Raw genomic sequence first — 17,274 nt, 5'->3', positions numbered from 1 at the left:
TCTGGATGGTCCAAGCCGTGAGCATCAGGGAGGAGTTCGCCAATAGGATCATGCGCTATCCTGGTGCGATCGCGATGCGCCTGCGCATTGCTCGGCTCCGGTTGCTGGGGGCACGAATTGGAAATCGCTGCTGGATACGGCGGGTCAGCGTACCTCGAAATCCCTGGGACCTCGACCTTTCCGACGGTGTTGCGCTGGACGATGGCGTGATCCTGCTCAGCAGTGGCGATAGAGGAAGCAGACCCAAAATTCATATTGGCCCGAGGACCTACGTCAATCGTTATACGATGCTTGATGCGTCCGATCGGATCGAAATTGGCAAGGACAGCATGATAGGTCCGTTTTGCTACATTACCGACCATGATCATGCTGCCGGCGTGGAGGGGCGTCGCGCAGATCAACCGTTGCTGAGTGTACCGGTCACGATTGGTGAGAACGTCTGGATTGGCGCTGGTGCGATCATCCTGAAGGGAGTGCTGATCGGCGCAAACGCGATCATTGGAGCGGGCGCTGTCGTAACGCATTCTGTGGACGAGAGTGAGGTGGTCGCCGGTGTTCCTGCCAAGTCCATTCAGCAGCGGGGGCGGTGAGCCGTGGTCGGCGGGCATGAGGGGAGGGCACCCGTATCCGTCATCATCCCGACCTATGGCCGGGGGGCCGCAATTATCAAGGTGCTCGAACGCATCGTACTTTGCCGACCTTTGCCAGCCAAAATCATCGTTCATCTCGATGCCCCTGCCGATAATGCGCTCGCAGATATCAGCAGGCTGTTCCCGGACATTGTCGTGTTGAGTTCGAGCACAAGACTCGGGCCGGGAGGCGGGCGACATCGCGCGCTGATGGTTTGCGACACGCCTATCGCGGTGAGCTTTGATGACGATTCCTATCCGATCGATGAACAGTTCTTCTCCGAAATCGCGCGGCTGTTCGCACAGAACGAGGATGTCGCGCTGCTGGCTGCTCAGATCTGGCATCGAAACGAAGTGATGCCCGAACTGGCGGATTGGATGTTCGAGCGCCCAAATTTTGTGGGTTGTGGGTTCGCAATCCGAGTTGAGGCCTATCGAAAGATCCGGGGGTATCTGCCACGACCGGTAGCATACGGCGTCGAAGAGACTGACGTCAGCTTACAGCTTTTCGCTGCACGACAGCGCATCTGCCAGGTGGGGGCGCTGCGCGTATTTCACGACACCGATTTGAAGCACCACAGCTCTCCGGTGATCACGGCTGCCAGCATCACCAATCTCGGGCTCTACGCGTTCCTGCATTATCCCGTATCGCGCTTTGGTTGGGGCGTCCTGCAAGTTGCGAACAGAGTAAGGTTTCTGGCAAGTCGCCGCCGCTTCCGAGGGATCATCGCCGGTTTCCTGGCTATTCCGCTAGACTGCTATCGGTTTCGGCAATATAGAGACCCGGTTGATCCTGATGTTCTATCTCGCTTTTTCAGATTAATCTCCCGCGATCCAAAGCCCACGGTGCAGGGTTCGGTTAACGGATCATAGCTGGGCCTGTAGGATATTGGATGTGAGCAGCGCGAAATGGGTCTGCTGCCAACTCGGCGGACGCGAGCATTACGCAATTCCACGTCTGCATCACCGAGGGGGGCATCTCGCCCGCCTCATAACCGACCTGTGGATCCCGCCGGGATCCCTTCTGCGCCCGCTTGTTGGTACGGGTGCGGCATCCCGCTTCAATTCCGAGCTAGCCGACGCACCAGTCAGCGCCTCCAACTGGGCGAGCCTGGTATTCGAACTCTCCGCCAAAGCTCGGCGCCGGGGCGGCTGGAACCTGATGATCGCTCGGAACGAGAGATTTCAAGCCTACGCCGTCCGGGTCTTGTCTGGTCTTCGGAACCCGCGCGAGGGCTCTGGAGTGGTCATGGCGTATAGCTATGCCGCGAGAGACATTTTCCGTTGGGCACGCCGTCACGGTTGGCGGACGGTGCTGGCGCAGATCGACCCCGGTCCGCCGGAGCAGCGCATTCTTCAAAAGCTTCATCAAGCGCCTGGCCTCTCTCATGGTTGGCAGCCGCCACCCGAGGCATACTGGCAGCGCTGGCGCGAAGAATGCGAGCTTGCCGAGCACATCGTCGTCAATTCGAAATGGTCCGAGCAGGCGCTACTGGAAGAGGGGATCGAAGCCTCGAAGATCTCCTGCATTCCGCTCGCCTACGAAGCCTCCGCGGCGCCGTCTCCTCGTTCCTATCCGGAGCAGTTCTCGCAAGCGCGTCCCATGCGCGTCCTCTTTCTCGGCCAGGTGAACTTGAGGAAAGGGATTGGGCCCCTTCTGGAGGCGATCAAGAAGCTGAAGGACGAACCAATCGAGTTCACATTCGTCGGTCCAATCCAGCTTGAGGTCCCCCGTGACATTCTCCTCCAACCACGGGTCAAATGGATCGGCCACGTGCCTCACGGCGAAACGGCAGGGCACTACAGATATGCCGACCTGATGATCTTCCCGACCTTTTCGGATGGATTTGGCCTGACCCAACTCGAGGCTCAAGGCTGGCATCTGCCCATCATTGCTTCGAGGTTCTGCGGCGATGTGGTTCAGGATGGGCGGAACGGGCTGCTTCTGCCGGAGGTGTCGGCTGCCGCCATTGCGTCGGCGTTGGCGAAATTGCTCAGGCAGCCGGCAGAATTGAGAAGGATGTCGAACGCCTCCTCGGTCGATGCTCAGTTTTCCTTGGATAGTGTCGGGAAGAGATGGAATGAGCTCATCGATTGAACCCGCAGTGAGCGATTGCCACGAACCGAGCGCGCCGGAGCGTGCGAACGGCGTTCCGCACAAGGTGGCCTTCGTTACGATCGTTCCATCACCGTATCAGCGAGATCTTTTTGCTGCATTGGCAAAGCGGCGCGAAATCGATCTGAACGTGTATTACATGGAGGCCGGTTCTCCCGATTCCCCGTGGCCGGCCGTCGACCTCGAGCGCTACGAGCACATCTTGCCTGGGTCGTGGTATCCGATCGGGCCGGTGCGCGCTCATGTCAACTGGCGGCTCCCTAATCTTGCGAATGCTGACTTCGTCATTCTCAGCAGTTACACCTCTCTGACCGGTCAGTTGCTGATGCACGCGCGACTGAGGCGCTCTCGCTGGATTTTCTGGGGGGAACGCCCTCGTACTCACACGGGGGCGAAGGGGCTGGTCCAGCGCGGCTTGATGAGTCCGATGTCCGCGGCGGCGGCGATCGTCGGAATAGGCGGCGTTGCGAGGCGCATCTATCAGGACCATTTTCCTCGTCAGCAGACTTTCAACATTCCCTACCATTGCGACATCGAGGCATTTCACCGCATCGAGCGGCCCAAGCGGTCGGAAGGCCCGCTGACATTTCTGTTCTGTGGTCAGATGATCGCGCGAAAAGGTCTCGATATCCTTCTCGCAGCTTTCGATCGCCTGGTTCTGGCCGGACATGATGCGACGTTACGTCTTGTCGGCCGGGAAGCCGAGCTTTCCGATATGCTGCGCCAGGTCGATCCGAAGACCAAAGCCCGAATTGATTATCTCGGTTTTCAGCCTCCCGAGCGGCTGCCTGAGTTTTTTGCGGGCAACGACGTATTCGTGTTGCCGAGCCGCCATGATGGCTGGGGCGTCGTCGTCAATCAGGCGCTGGCGGCAGGCATCCCGGTCATTTGTTCGGACAACGTGGGCGCGGCGATGGATCTGGTGAGGCCAGGCTTCAACGGGCTGTTGGTCAAGGCAGGAGACGTCGACAGCCTCGCCGCTGCGCTGCAGCAGTTGGTGGAAGCGCCCGCCGTGCTCGATGAATGGAGCAGGAACGCGCGTGAAACATCTCGTGACCTGACCCCTGAAGCCGGTGCCGAGAAGTGGGTCCGCGTGTTCGACAGCTTGGCGCGAAGCAATCCATCTTAGAAGGCTGCTCTGGCAAACTCATGAAAATACTTTTGGTGAGCAGCGGGTCCGGTTCGCGCGGCGGCGGCGAGATATTTCTCCTCTATCTCGGTCGTGCTTTGGCGGCCCGCGGCCACTCGGTCATGACATGGATGCCGACGCATCGCCGGATGGATGAGCTCGCGTCGCAATGCGCCGAGTTCTCCGAGGTGATCCGGGCGGATTACGTCAATACCTATGACCACCGGTCAAGGTCGCTCGCGACCCTGTTCAATGCGGGGCAGACCAACGCGCTCGCCAGCCAATGGCGCGCGCTCAAGCCGGATGTCGTTCACATCAACAAGCAAAACCTGGAGGATGGGCTCGATCTGCTGCGTGCAGCGCGCATCAGCGGATTGCCTTCCGTGTGTACAGTCCATCTCACCCAGACCGCCCGGTATTTGCGGGCGCGTGGCGCTCTGCTGCGGGACATAGTGGCTGCGTTCGAATTGCGGAAGTTCAAAGGCGCGTTCGCCGCCGTGCAGGAGGTCCGCCGCAAGGAGCTGTCCTCCTTTCTCGGGCCTGATGCCAGGACGGAGACGATCTTCAACGGCGTGCCGCAGGTCGACCTGAGCGGCCAGCAAACGATGAGGCAGGCGGCACGCGTAGAACTCGGCATCGCGGACAACCAGTTTCTCGTCGTCGGCCTCGGCCGCCTGGTCGCGCAGAAAAACCCGTTCACGTTCCTGGAGGTTGCGCGCAGGCTCTGCCGGCAGCACGACCATCTCCGCTTCGTGTGGGTCGGGGACGGCGAGTTGGCTGGGGAATGGAAAGCGGCGGTCGATCGCGAGGGCCTTGGACTGGCGATCCGGTGCGCCGGCTGGAAGTCGGAGGTGCGTCCTTATCTGGCGGCCGCCGACCTCTTCCTCCATACCGCGGAGTATGAGGGGCTGCCATTTGCCTTGATCGAGGCCATGAGCATGGGGCTGCCCTCTGCCGTCTCGGCCACGGTCGCGGCGGAACTGCCGTTTCTGAACGCCGGCAATGCCATATTCTACGACCGTGACGGGCGTCTGGAACATTTGATCGCCCGTTCGCAGGAGCTTGGAGCCATCGGCGAAGCCGGGCGTGTTATGGTTACCCAGCAATTCGCGGATACGGCGATGGCGGCGGGGTATGAAAAGCTCTATGCCGGCGAAGTGGCGAGGTGTTCATGACGTCAGTACCGATCACGGCTGGTGCGGTCCAGGCAGTCCAAAAGAATTCAAATGCGCCGACGTTGATCTTGGTCGCTGGGCTCGCGGTGACCTGGCTCGTGCTGCCGTCGGAGGACGCGGAGTCACTGTTCAAGACGGCGGCAATCGGGGTCGGAATTGCGCTCCTGCTGAGCACGGCCATGGAAGCGGCCCAGGGCGTGCGCGGCCTGATCCGCACCGACAATCTGATGCTCTGGGTGCTGTACGGGCTGACCTTGTTGGAATTTCTTTTCCCGCAACCCGATGTCAATGGAATTGTCAGTGTCGAGGCCGCCACGCGCGGCACCATAGCTGTTCTGCTGGGCTTCTTTGGCCTCGCTGTGGGCCGCCATCTCGTCCCGCAACAGGCGAGCTCCAGCGCGCCAATCGATCTGAATCCAATCTACCTGTTTGGGCTGTTCATCTTTGCTTTTGTCATTGGCTATTTGCATATCTTTCTGGCGGTCAATTTCAACCCAATTGAGATGATCGAGCAGATGTCGCGGCCCAGATTTACCCAGCCGTGGGGACGCGGAAAGTATGGAAACGTTTATAGTCTGCTCTATGAGCTTAGCCTCCTGATCTATCTGCTGCCGCCGATTGCGGGAATGATGTTCGCGCGCGCGGAACGTTTTTCAATCGCGCAGAAGTCGATCGTAATCGCCGTGCTTGCGCTCACGTTCTATTATGCATTTGCTTCGGGCACGAGGAACGTGCTCGGTACCTACGTCATCGCCATGTTTGGCGCGTATGCCCTGAGCAAGCCGGATCTCAAGCTCAAGCAGGTGCTGATGGCGGGGCTGCCCGTGGCCGCACTCCTGCTGTTTGCAAGTACCTTGATGCTCGAGTTTCGATCGGCGGGCGGCGTAACGGCTATTACATCTGAGGAGCGACACTACGATACGCTCTACATCGACCATAACATCGTCAACCTGTCGAACCTGACCAACGTCTTCCCGGACGCCGTTCCCTATCTCGGTCTTGAAATTCCGTATCAAGCCATCATCAAGCCGATACCCCGTGCGCTTTGGCCAGGAAAGCCGGAAGGGCTGAGCACCAGCATCGAGGCGGCGCTCGGCATGAACGATGGCGTTACGACGCTCTCCTGCACGTTTGTGGGAGAGGCCTACATGGCCTTCGGCTTCATCGGCATCCTTATTGCGGGCCTGTCGTTCGGAGCCGCTGCGGGATGGTGGAACCGTACTGGTCAGCAGGTTGGCTCATCATTTTCCCAAATCCTATATGCCTCGGGTTTTCTTGCCGCGGCCATGGCGATGCGCAGCTTGCTGACGATGGTTCCGTTCATGCTGCCGACACTCGCGTTGTGGCTCCTGGGGAAATATTGGCTTCCGAAATCCAGCAGTGTTCAGACCGACTAGTTTATTCCTCCATCAGTTCCGATGCCGTACAACATCCTTCATGTCATTCCCTACATGCATCCAAGCGCCGGCGGGCCGCCGGTCGTGGTCGAGAATTTCGTGCGGGAGGCGAACGAGTTGGGGCATCGCTCGTGCATCCTCTCGACGCCGGGCTACTGCAATGGTGACGGGGGCGAGCTGCTGAAGCGGCTCGAGCAGATCGCTCCGACGACTTTCCTCAATCCGCTCGAGATACTCCCCGTGATCGGCCGCGTGGGATCGGGAACGATCGAGGCGCAGGTCCGCGAGGCCGATATCGTCCATGTGCACACGCTCTGGAGCCCACTGAACGTGTCGGCCCGTCATGCCTGCGCCCGGCTTGGTCGGCCCTACGTCCTCATGCCGCACGGAATGCTCGATCCCTATTCGTTGTCGGTTAGGGCGCTGAAGAAGTCGGCCTATCTGCACATGTTCGAGAAGCACAACATCGCGCGTGCTGCGCGGATGATCTACACCACCCCCGAAGAGGAACGCCTGGCAAAGCTGGCTGGCGTGCCGCTGCCGGAAGGCGCGCTGGTCCCGCTCGGCGCAAATGCAAGCTCAGCGCCCGAGGGCCTGTTGCGAGCACAATTCCTTCAGCGATTTCCCCATGCCGCAGGAAAGCGAGTTCTGCTGTTCCTGGGCAGGCTCCACCCAAAGAAGGGTTTGGATCGCATCCTCCGCTGCATTCATTCGCTCAAGCCGACCGTTCCGAATTTGCTGCTCGTGATCGCCGGTGATGGGGACGTCCGCTACACCGACGAGCTCAGGCGAACCGTTGGGGAACTGTTCCTGCAGGATAACGTGCTGTTTGCAGGTCGCCTGGATGGCGATCTGAAGTGGGCTTCTTTCGCCACCGCAGAACTCTTTCTGCTGCCTTCGCGACAGGAGAATTTCGCAATCACCGTCGCAGAGGCGATGCAGATGGGCGTCCCGGTCATCGTGACGGACAAGGTGAACACGTGGCCATATGTGGAAGAGGCGGGAGCCGGACTCGTTCTGGATGAACGCCGGGTCGATGCGCTACTTCCGAGGGCAGTCGCGGAAATCCTGAGCGACGATGCAGCGCGCGCCAGAATGGGAGAGCAGGGCACCCGCTACGCACGCGAGCGATTGACTTGGCACAGGGCCGGACGCGAACTGCTCGCTTGTTATGATCAGGTTGTATTGAATAATAGATGAGGAGGCGATTGCAATGGGGACGAATCGATTTCAAGACCTGTCACGCTTTGCAGGAACGGCGCGTGGCCGCGAGGCTTGGAGGGCCCAGCTCTGGTGGCTGTTTCAATCGCTTTTTGTGCTTCCGACCCCGCAATATCTGTTCGCCTGGCGGCGTTTCGCGCTGATCCTGTTCGGCGCGAAGATCGGAGAGCGGGTTCTCATTCGTCCAAGTGTCAGGGTGACCTACCCCTGGAATCTGACGATCGGCGATTATGTCTGGATCGGCGACAATGTCACCCTCTATTCGGTTGCCGAAATATCGATCGGATCGCATTCCGTGATCTCGCAAGAAGCCTATCTGTGTGCTGGCACCCATGACCATCGCGACATCACATTTCCGTTCAAGGCCGCGCCGATACGCATCGCAGACGAATGTTGGGTGGCGGCCCGCGCGTTCATCGGCCCGGGCGTGGACCTGGGCGAAGGAGCCGTGGTTGCCGCAGGATCGGTAGTCACCGAGAGCGTTCCGGCGGCCGCCATCATGGCGGGCGTGCCGGCGAAGAAGGTCGGCGATCGCGTTTCCAGGGTATGAGCTTATTAGGTTGTACGCCGAATGGCATAGTTGATTGCATTGCACTAATAGATACGGCGGAGAGTTCTTTTGGGTGTTTTGGAGAAACAGCGCTACTACTCCACGAAGCTGGTGGAAAGGTTCGATGGCGGGGAGGCATACTGGCCCGAGATAGACGGGTTGAGAGCGATCGCCGTCGCGTCGGTTTTTCTGTTTCACCTGGATGCTCGATTGCTTCGGGGGGATTCGTTGGCGTCGATATCTTCTTCGTTATTTCAGGATACTTGATCACGGGTCTCTTACTAAGGGACCTTGAAGGAGGAAGGCTTTCGATTTTTCGATTCTATCAAAGGCGTATCGCACGCATCGCGCCGGCTGCACTATTTGTCGTCGTTGCCACTATCGCAGCTGGCTTCTTTCTCTATTCGGCACAAGACTTCGCTTCGATCGGCGCGACGGCGCTTGCTGCAACACTTTCCTTCATCAATATTAAGTTGCTATTCCAAGGCAGCTATTTCGAGATTTCGCCGGATGCGCAGCCGTTGATCCATTATTGGTCCCTGGCTGTCGAGGAACAGTTCTATCTCGTATTTCCAGTGCTGATCTATTTCTTGATGCGAATGCGGCGCTATGCGCTGGCGGCAATGATCACATGTCTGCTGTTGAGTCTACTTGCGTGCGTCTTCATAACGCCCCTTGCCCCGGCCGCTTCCTTCTATTTGCTACCGACTCGCGCATGGGAACTACTTGCTGGATCAAGTTTGGCTCTCACAAAGCGGCAATATCCGAAGCTCGCCGCTGAATACTCCTCTCTTTACCTGACGATAGGACTCGTCATCATTTCGTTGTCATTCTTCATCGTCCGCAGCGAAGGCTTCCCAGGATGGATCGCCACGATTCCGGTGGCTGGGTCAGTGCTCGTGTTGATCGCGATAGGTTCTGGCAGTAGGGCAGGCCTTCATCGAGCGCTGGCTCATCCCACCATGGTGTTTGTTGGCAAACGATCGTATTCGCTGTATCTATGGCACTGGCCAACTTTCTCTTTCGTTGACTACCATTTTTACAAGAATAGCCCCTTGGTTGGTCTTGGGTTGAAAGTTGTCGTTTCGATTCTTGCGACAATTCTTACTTACCGGCTGGTTGAGCGGCCGATGCGGTCCTGGCTTAATTTGCCTCATCATCGACTCGCTACATTTGGTCTATTCGCAATCGTCGCAACTGTTATCGGCTTTGCGGGTTACACAATCCGATCGAACTACTATCTGTCAGCCGAAGCTCGCAATGTCGCTGCGGGCGGCATCTCGGTTAATCCGAGTGGAAAGCGCTGGCTTGTCGTAATCGGGGATAGCCAAGGGGCAATGTACGGATACGAGCTAGCTTCGCTGGCTCGGGTGCTCGGCTTCCGGTTGAATGTCCTTAGCGCGGCGGCGGGAAACGAACTCCCGGGAGATCGAGATACACTTTGGCCGAGAGTCTCGGAGTTTCTGGGTGATGCTAAGCCCGATGTGATAGTGCTTGCGCAGGCTTGGTCGGAAAAGCTCGGCGCCGACGCCGAGGCCCGTTTCGGCGACGCGATTGCGACGATGAAGGATCGAGCGAAGCAAATTATCGTGGTAACTCAGCCGCCGCTATCGCCGCCAAATGCGACGCGTCATGCCATGCTCGAAGGTGCGCGCCCACCCTTCTTCGAGGATTTAGAAAACAGGAAAGGCCGGCTGCAGGCTAACACTATAATCCGGAAATTTGAGGATGAGCGAGTGCGCGTCATCGATGTTGCCGACATTTTCATCGAGAACGGCGATTCTCTTCGTGTGGTGGCTCCCGATGGGCGTCTGGTCTATCAGGACAGGACTCACCTATCGAGCTCGGGAACAGCACTCGTGCGCCCGAGGCTCGAAGAGACGTTGCAAAGCATGATTAACTCGACCGCAGGTCGGTAATATCCCGTGATCGAGAATAGCTGATCTGTAGCGCACAATCTGCGAAGCCAAACGGTCTGAGATTTACGTAGAAGAGAGAAGATTATTCATCGCCGCCCGAACCTTGTGAGGGGTTCGGTGGTACTGGTAGATGTGATCCATCAATTTTACAGTCTTCGAAAGGTAGCGACCGGGTCGATGGAACTTGTTCTTACCTCCTGCTTGCTTGTCAGGTGATGCTGTACGAATGACGCCTTCCCAGTCGTGGTACCAAATCGGATCCATGAAGAACCGCTTCCTTGCGCGATAGTGATTTAAAGAAATATACTGGATCAATATTGCAGGCTTTTGAATGGATTCCGAGAAGCTTTCATTTGTTGATGCATTGCGCGGAATTGCCATTCTCATGGTGATTTGCATCCACCATGGTCAGAATTTCCGGGATCTTCCTACGCTCCTATTTGTCTCAGGCTTTGGCCGAATGGGAGTTCAGCTCTTCTTCGTCGCTTCGGCATACACGCTTTGCCGCTCGATGGACTCTCGGCCGGGTGAACCTGTCAGGAATTTCTATGTCCGCCGCTACTTCAGAATTGCTCCTCTGTACTATGTAGGGATCGCGCTTTACGTCGGCGTCGCCTACGTGCAAGCTCATTTCGGTGGGACCAATCGGCTTGCTGATTATTCGGCGGTCAATGTCGCCGCCAACATTGCCTTCGTGCACGGGTTTGTTCCTGCCGCAAACGACAGCGTTGTGCATGGCGGTTGGTCGATTGCGACCGAGATGCTCTTTTATGCAGCCTTTCCGCTGCTTTTTATGATGTTCAGACGATTCGAGGATTGGCCGAAGTTTCCTTGGCTCGCCGTAGGCGCCGCCGTCTTGGTCAACTGTCTAATCCAATTGACGATCATCTATGTGCTTAAGCGGAGCGGAATCGCGAACAATAGTTTTCTTTACTACTCAATTCTGAACCAGGCGCCCGTCTTCCTCATTGGTATGCTGCTTTATTTCTCGAAACCGCGCGCAGCGTCGCTGGCTCGCGACGTCATTCTGATGGTGCTGTTCGGCGTCGCATCCTTCGCCTGCATGAATTGGCCGGGCCACATTGGTGCAATGCTGTCGCCGACATTGGCCGGTCTAAGCTTTGCTTTCTTGTTTATGATTGCCAAGCACTTCATCAGAGATAGAGGAGCGTTCGCCAGGATTGGAGAGGTCTCATATTCGATGTACATCTTCCACTTCGTATTTGCCTGGTGGATGACTGGATTCCTTATTGAGTTTTGTTCCCGGCTGTCGGCGCCTCCACTCTTAGTTTATGCTGGCTCGCTTTTTCTTACGGTTGGCCTGACTTATTGGATAGCCAGGTTCACGAAGTGGGCGGTCGAAGACCGGTTTATCGCCATCGGGCGTAACATTATTCGCAGCGTGACTCTGATGAAGCCAGCCCCCGCATCGGTAGCTGTTCCGAAGTAGATTTCTGCTGTTTCCCTTGCTGGTCTCTGTCGTTTGCAGCAGATGTGCGGACTGGAATCATGATCTTGAAGAATGTTGTGAAGCGAAGCCTGAGAAAAGTTGGTTTTGATATGTCGAATGTTGCCTTCTGACGTCGGCTATCAAGGCGAGATAGTCGGCTTCGAACCCATTTCGAAATCGTTCGCCAAACTCTCGGAAGGAAATGGGGCAAGGTCGGGCCTGGCGGGGATTCCATTTTGGCCTGAGTGTCGAAAATAGAACGGTGAGCCTTAGACACCTTCGGAGATCGCGGCGACTTCAACAGCTTGCTCAAGTTGAAACAAGAAGCGCTTAATGCGTATCAGGTCGGGCATTCAACCGTCACCGAGTTTGTTCAGCTAAAGACGCTCGATAGTATCTGGGATCAAAACTGAATGGATTCTGAGGCGGAGCAAGGCAATCCGGCGCGCTAGACTAGACAGGCTCCCCGCGTGGGCCGAGTTCGCGGGAGCGCATGAGCTTGAAAGATCACTTCCGGGATACCGCCGCAGTAAGGACGTCAGTTAACCTGATAGGGTGTCTCTGCCGGCTCCGTTGGTCATTGTCCCAAATAAGGGGCTAAGAGGGAGGGGCAAAGTGTCTCACAAACAGAGCGTCTGCCTGTAACGGGAGACCATCCCTGGGGCTCTTGAGCTGATGCATCTCCCCGCCGTAGGCAAATCCAAGTTGCTTTAATTGGTCGTATATCATGCCGAAAAGCGGCTGCCCCTCATACAGTGGAGTAAAGCTCACCTCAGTAATGATAAATTTGGCTCTTTTAATCGTGTTCTCGCCGCCCCTGATGACGCGATCCTCAAAGCCCTGAACGTCGATCTTTATCAAGATATCGTCTTCGAGCTCGATACCTAGGTCATCGAGCCTGCGTACTGCCACTGACCTCGCTTCCGATTTTGCCGTGAAGGGAAACTCGCTCTTGTGCCGTTCGGCCATTGGCAGAAGGGATGACGACTGTGTGAAATCACTCTCCCGCATTTCGATCTGCTCATTGCAATCCCCGACGGCGATTTGGAAGCCGACAAAGTTCGGGTCCCCGCCCATTGATGAAACGAGCTTGGAGTACGGAGTTGGCAGCGGCTCAAATGCGAATATCCGGGCGTCAGGGAGAATGGAGCGCAAATGCTGCGAGGACTCTCCAGCGTGCGCCCCTATGTCGAGGACGGTTTTGATATTGGCATCGCTCAGCCATTTGAATTCGTCCTCCTTCTCGGGCCGGAACTTCCTGTTCGGAGGCTGAGGAGAAGGGCCGATGAATGATCTAATAAATTGCCTGATACTCATGTGAGGTATTATGCACGACGATACGCTTTGGCACAAATGCCGATCATCGTTCAGGCCCATTGTGAACCACGCCAAAACGATAAAGCCGAGCGCCTGATCCGACGCGTCAGTGGTCCCTAGTCTGTTGGTGTAAAGCAGGTACCAGCAGATTCTCACGGAAAAGGTCGGCAGATACCAGAACAGAAGGCTCGACCCATACACATTCAGATGTCAACCTGAGCCGCTACTTGAAGAATGTTCGAACTAATTTTCGAATGGGAGCAGGAGTCGACCGCCTGAAGGCGTGCGCAGACCGCCGCGCATAACCGGACATTGAATGGTCTACTACACGCTTCTTCTTGTTGTAGTCCTGAAGCGCCCACCATCCGGAAATTGGGTCTAACAAAGGAGCCTCCGTTCTCTCCAAAAAGGCCGCCTTCCCGATCATTGCAATCTCGCGATACATTCGGTCGACCCGGAGGATTTGGTACATATTGTTGATCGTTGGGATGTCAATGTCGTCGATTATCAGCACCGCACCAGGATCTAAGTGCGGATAAATGAAGTAGTATTCCAATTCTGGAAAGGGATAAGCGTGTGGACCGTCAATCAGAGCAAGCTGTAATCGTTTGAACTGATGCTTTGGCAATGTGTCCTGGCTCGGTCCCTCGACCACCGTCACTACCTCTTTGCGGAGGAGCGGGGAGCTAAGAGGCATTGTTAGGCTCTCGCCCTCATTGAGAGCAAACACCGTATGATGTCGCGACAAATGAGAGAACAGAAGAGTAGATTTGCCTGCGCCCGTCTCAACCGATTCGGAAATGTCGCGGTCGGCGCAAATTCGCACGATTGCTTCGGCAGTTCGTTGATCGAATCCACCGAGCGGATGCCAATTGATCGGGAGCCTGACGATTTCACTGATGACATCATTCATGAAAGCTTCCCCAAAAATTCCTATTAAGTCTGCCGGAAACGCTCTCCGACTGCGGACGAAACACTCCTGCGGTGGCGTGAAGCCGGTAACAGCACTCGCCTAACGACTGGCGAAAGCCAATCCCCATTGAAAGCCTTCGTCGCGGATATCTATTTGCTGAAACCCGATCGCGGAAAGGATCTCACGAAGCGTCGCCACAGTTGCGCCCTCTCTTGCCCAGAGGTGATACTCCATTGCAAGACGATGGACGGACTTCCACGTCGTCACATCGTCGAAGATCTCCCATTCAGCTCCTTCGCAGTCTAGCTTGAGAAGATCGACCGTCCCAAGTTTTTCAATCGCGCTGGCGAAAGAGACTTGAGGTATTCCACCTGATGGGTTCGGTACGGTCGTGGAGAAGAGCGTTCCTTCATCGTCAGCACGAAGCGAAACTCGCCCTTCACTCAAGCCAACTGCCGCTGGAAAGAGCTGACATCGGGTCTGGGTACAGTGAGACTGAAGATAGGGAATGACAGCAGGATTTGGTTCATAGCAATGGATGGTGGCCCTTGGAAATCTCCGTCGTGCTGCAATGGCAAACAGACCAATATTTGATCCTATATCGAGGATCGTTTGAGCGTGCCTGACTTCCTTCAGCCGGTAGCAATCGTCGATAAGGATTTTGCTGAATTCGTGTTCTTGCCTCGGCCTTTCGGTATTTGGGAAGTCGAGGGAAAGGCGTTTGCCGCCAAGCTTGATATGCTCAAGCCTGAATGACCTCCCATATATGACGCCAAGTTGCGCCCATTTGGCGCGGTAGCTCAGGGATGAGATTACACGCTGCAACACGGATGCTTCTCGGCAATTATGGCTAGAACCCAGCAGCAGGATAGAGCAAGAATTGAATGGGGCAAGTGGGAAGCGCGCGCCAGAAAGACCGAGGGAGCGGTGGAGCCTCTCGTCAAAAGCAAAATTGGCTCCCCATGAAGCTCTCCTGAAGAGAGATTGATGGGGAGCCGGGAAAGGGAAGGATCGTCGGCCTGCCGAACCTATTGGCTGATGCGCTGATCAGTCATCAGCTCTACCGTGATCTGGGCTGAACTTTGTGTCGCTGCGCTGAAGGTCGGCCCGCTATTTGAGGGCCCCAGCAGCGTGCCCGGATTTGGCGCAACCCCAATCTTGTCCAGGGACTGCATGCCGGTGACGCCGGTCAGGGTCACCGTGCGTTCTCCCGCAACAGCCATGTTAATGCCAGGGCCGAAGTTCGCGATAGTGGTTTGACTGCTCATCATCGGCCAGTTGTTGAACTGCGAGAGCTGAAATTGAAGAGACCCAGTCCCAGAGTAAGGCGTTGTCACGTTGAATTTGGCGGACTTCAATGGACCCCACAAAGGTACCCTCGGCGCCGGGGTTGTCCCTGTCAGGGCCGAATACGTACGTTTGGAGTAGGAGTAGAGCGGGGCGCCGGCGGGCGCATTGCTCAGATCGAGTGCATCAGTGCTACCCGAACAGTTGCTGCACGTAAACTTCGGAGCGGGATGTACGCGGATCGCGAGCTTCGCGCCTGCATAGGCAGGGAAGCTCCCAGGGAAGTCGGTTTTGATATAGGTGAAGTTCTGATCCTGCGTAACATCCAACACCTTGAAAATTGGGCCGGTACCATGCGCGCCAACCCAGAGGAGGTTCGTGCCCGGGACGGCCCAGCGCGGGGCGTAGAGACCGATAACGCCACCTGATCTATAGGCATTCACGAACGAGACCTCTGGAAGGTCGATATGGGTCGAGTCGATCACGAGGATGAGCTTGTTGCCGCCGTTTGCCTCATAGGTGCCACCTATGCTGGAGACGTTTACGCGATCGTTCGAGGCAAATCCCGCTGTCGATACTACTGTCAGCCGTACCTTGCCTACTCCATTGTTCGTTGCCCCTAGGACCGCCGTTCCGTTGGGAAACGTGATGACGCCGTTGGACATGGCATAGCTGATTTGCACCGGGTTGCTTCCGAAGCCCGATTCAAATACTCCCGCAGGGCTAAAGCTCGAAATCACGCAATTCGTGCAGATGACTTCATCGGTTCGTCCATACGCAAAAGCGCCCGGTCGGAAATCCGCAATCTTCGTGTCGGAGATCACCGCTTTCTTCGGAGTTCCCGTCATCTGAGTTTTGATTATGGAGCTGGATATGGTCACGAGGTCGGTTGAGGAACTCTGAAATTTGAGCTGATTGATGGTCACGCCGTTCAGCACCATCGAAGTGATCAGCTTGTCCACTTCCATGTTGCAGGTGGACATGTCCGTGTTGATGGCCTGCCACAAATAGTTCTGGGTCGGCACACCGCAATTGTAGCCGGTGAATTTTACGTCGCGATAGGTAACACTGCGTCCGACGGCATAAGTCTGAAACTTCTCCTGCGAAATGGTCAGGCCACGGTACTCTACCTGAGTGTCCCAGGACGGATCGAGCGCATACAAGGTTGCCGGTCCGCCAGCATCCACCTCGAACTGGCTTCCCGAATTGTAGTTGGGCCAAGTCGACTTGTACGTATTCTTGAGGGGCGCTGCAAAGGTCACGGTGCCAGCACTGGCGTCGACCGACGTCACCTTGACGTATTCGAACCAATGCGGGTTCGAGGGATAACCATAGGGCGCTTGCCAAATGCCCTGCAGATCGAATCCCGTGATCAGCGCATAGCTACCGACAGTAAACGCCGAAGCTTGTTTAGGCGTCAGCAGCTGGACCTTGGAAGATCCTGCCGCGACAGTGGCAAGGCGCGCGCTATGAAGATTATCTGCGATCTGGCCTCTGCCGCCAAGAAAGAAGGCAGGATTGCTAGCTCCGTTATTGGTGATGGTGGCGCCATAGCCGACGACCAAAAGATTTTTGATCCCCTTCGCCCACCACAGGCCGGCATTGGTCGTGAACGCACAAACGCTTCCGCTCGGGATCGTGAGCTGAACGAGCGCCGTCTGGGTCACGGCCCACTTGTTGAAGGCGGCGAAGGCGGGGGCGGCATCGGTCTTGCCGTCGCAGATCGCGTGGAAATCCTTCACGATGTCCTTGCTGACCACGAGCTGGGTGGTCGTGCTCGGCGAGGTCGTGCTGGTCGTGGTGCTGGTCGACGTGCTTGTCGCGGCCGTGGTGGTGGTCGTCGTGGCCAGGGGCGCGGTCGACGGGCTCAGGATCTGGGCCTGTGCCGCAGACACCATGAGCGCGCTCAGCACCATCATTCCGTTGCGGACTTGAACCAAAGTTCTTCGCATGGCTGCCTCTATCGTCCTTTTCCTTGCAGGAAGGATTGCGGTTGCGTGGCTTTCCGGAACGCAACCTAGGAACAGCGCCCTCGTTTCAGGTTAATTCGGCAAACGCAGTTTGAGGCAAAGTTCCTTTGGCAAGAACTAGGTTGATGATCCGCAAATCAGGACCGCTGGCCTGACGAGTTCTCAATCAGTCAGGATGCTCGTCAAGCCTGCCGCTGGCCC

15 protein-coding genes are annotated in these 17,274 nt (G+C 56.7%); 11 read left to right on the top strand and 4 right to left on the bottom strand.

All coding sequences use genetic code 11. The features are described 5' to 3' along the window. Window positions 1–5 precede the first annotated feature (5 nt). The 10 genes from JJE66_RS38530 (at window position 6) to JJE66_RS29440 (ending at window position 11,586) form a co-directional block, all read left to right on the top strand. Window positions 6–590 (top strand): acyltransferase, encoded by a 585-nt coding sequence (locus JJE66_RS38530; RefSeq protein ID WP_283818526.1) that lies wholly within the window; start codon window positions 6–8, stop codon window positions 588–590. Window positions 591–593: 3 nt separating this feature from the next. Further along, the gene (locus JJE66_RS29480) at window positions 594–1,502 is read left to right on the top strand and encodes a glycosyltransferase (RefSeq protein WP_200517942.1); all 909 of its coding nucleotides are present in this window, start codon (window positions 594–596) and stop codon (window positions 1,500–1,502) included. A gap of 376 nt (window positions 1,503–1,878) precedes the next feature. After that, a complete protein-coding gene (locus JJE66_RS29475) occupies window positions 1,879–2,727 on the top strand; it encodes a glycosyltransferase family 4 protein (protein WP_200517940.1) in 849 nt (282 codons plus the stop codon). Beyond that, window positions 2,711–3,874, top strand: a complete 1,164-nt coding sequence (locus tag JJE66_RS29470) for a glycosyltransferase family 4 protein (protein WP_200517938.1) — start codon at window positions 2,711–2,713, stop codon at window positions 3,872–3,874. Before JJE66_RS29475 ends, JJE66_RS29470 begins: the two co-directional genes overlap by 17 nt. Window positions 3,875–3,894: 20 nt before the next feature. Further along, window positions 3,895–5,049 (top strand): glycosyltransferase family 4 protein, encoded by a 1,155-nt coding sequence (locus JJE66_RS29465; protein ID WP_200517936.1) that lies wholly within the window; start codon window positions 3,895–3,897, stop codon window positions 5,047–5,049. Continuing rightward, window positions 5,046–6,446 (top strand): O-antigen polymerase, encoded by a 1,401-nt coding sequence (locus tag JJE66_RS29460; RefSeq protein WP_200517934.1) that lies wholly within the window; start codon window positions 5,046–5,048, stop codon window positions 6,444–6,446. The genes JJE66_RS29465 and JJE66_RS29460 overlap by 4 nt, the downstream gene beginning before the upstream one ends. A gap of 21 nt (window positions 6,447–6,467) precedes the next feature. Continuing rightward, complete coding sequence (locus tag JJE66_RS29455; protein WP_311979972.1) at window positions 6,468–7,646, top strand: glycosyltransferase; 1,179 nt, start codon at window positions 6,468–6,470, stop codon at window positions 7,644–7,646. Between the two features lie 13 nt (window positions 7,647–7,659). Next, the gene (locus tag JJE66_RS29450) at window positions 7,660–8,217 is read left to right on the top strand and encodes a WcaF family extracellular polysaccharide biosynthesis acetyltransferase (protein WP_200517932.1); all 558 of its coding nucleotides are present in this window, start codon (window positions 7,660–7,662) and stop codon (window positions 8,215–8,217) included. Further along, a complete protein-coding gene (locus tag JJE66_RS29445; RefSeq protein ID WP_200517931.1) occupies window positions 8,214–10,136 on the top strand; it encodes an acyltransferase family protein in 1,923 nt (640 codons plus the stop codon). Before JJE66_RS29450 ends, JJE66_RS29445 begins: the two co-directional genes overlap by 4 nt. A 331-nt stretch (window positions 10,137–10,467) precedes the next feature. After that, complete coding sequence (locus JJE66_RS29440; protein ID WP_200517930.1) at window positions 10,468–11,586, top strand: acyltransferase; 1,119 nt, start codon at window positions 10,468–10,470, stop codon at window positions 11,584–11,586. A gap of 597 nt (window positions 11,587–12,183) precedes the next feature. Here JJE66_RS29440 and JJE66_RS29435 read toward each other — a convergent pair. The 4 genes from JJE66_RS29435 to JJE66_RS29420 all read right to left on the bottom strand — a co-directional run bounded on the left by JJE66_RS29435 (window position 12,184) and on the right by JJE66_RS29420 (window position 16,845). After that, entirely contained in the window at window positions 12,184–12,903 is a 720-nt protein-coding gene (locus tag JJE66_RS29435) for an FkbM family methyltransferase (RefSeq protein WP_200517929.1), read from the bottom strand. A gap of 223 nt (window positions 12,904–13,126) precedes the next feature. After that, complete coding sequence (locus JJE66_RS29430; RefSeq protein WP_200517928.1) at window positions 13,127–13,816, bottom strand: class I SAM-dependent methyltransferase; 690 nt, start codon at window positions 13,814–13,816, stop codon at window positions 13,127–13,129. Window positions 13,817–13,915: 99 nt separating this feature from the next. Further along, window positions 13,916–14,641, bottom strand: coding sequence for an FkbM family methyltransferase (locus JJE66_RS29425; RefSeq protein ID WP_200517927.1), 726 nt, complete (start codon window positions 14,639–14,641; stop codon window positions 13,916–13,918). A gap of 203 nt (window positions 14,642–14,844) precedes the next feature. Next, on the bottom strand, window positions 14,845–16,845 hold the full coding sequence (locus JJE66_RS29420) for a hypothetical protein (RefSeq protein WP_200517926.1): 2,001 nt from the start codon (window positions 16,843–16,845) through the stop codon (window positions 14,845–14,847). Between the two features lies 1 nt (window position 16,846). On the opposite strand from JJE66_RS29420, the gene JJE66_RS29415 reads away from it, so the two are divergent. Further along, window positions 16,847–17,038, top strand: coding sequence for a hypothetical protein (locus JJE66_RS29415; protein ID WP_200517925.1), 192 nt, complete (start codon window positions 16,847–16,849; stop codon window positions 17,036–17,038). The last annotated feature ends 236 nt before the right edge of the window (window positions 17,039–17,274 follow it).

The organism is Bradyrhizobium diazoefficiens, from assembly GCF_016612535.1.
In the GTDB taxonomy this organism is placed as follows: domain Bacteria; phylum Pseudomonadota; class Alphaproteobacteria; order Rhizobiales; family Xanthobacteraceae; genus Bradyrhizobium; species Bradyrhizobium diazoefficiens_C.
The sequence above is the reverse complement of the archived record's forward strand: the minus strand, read 5'-3'. Positions and strand labels throughout refer to the sequence as shown.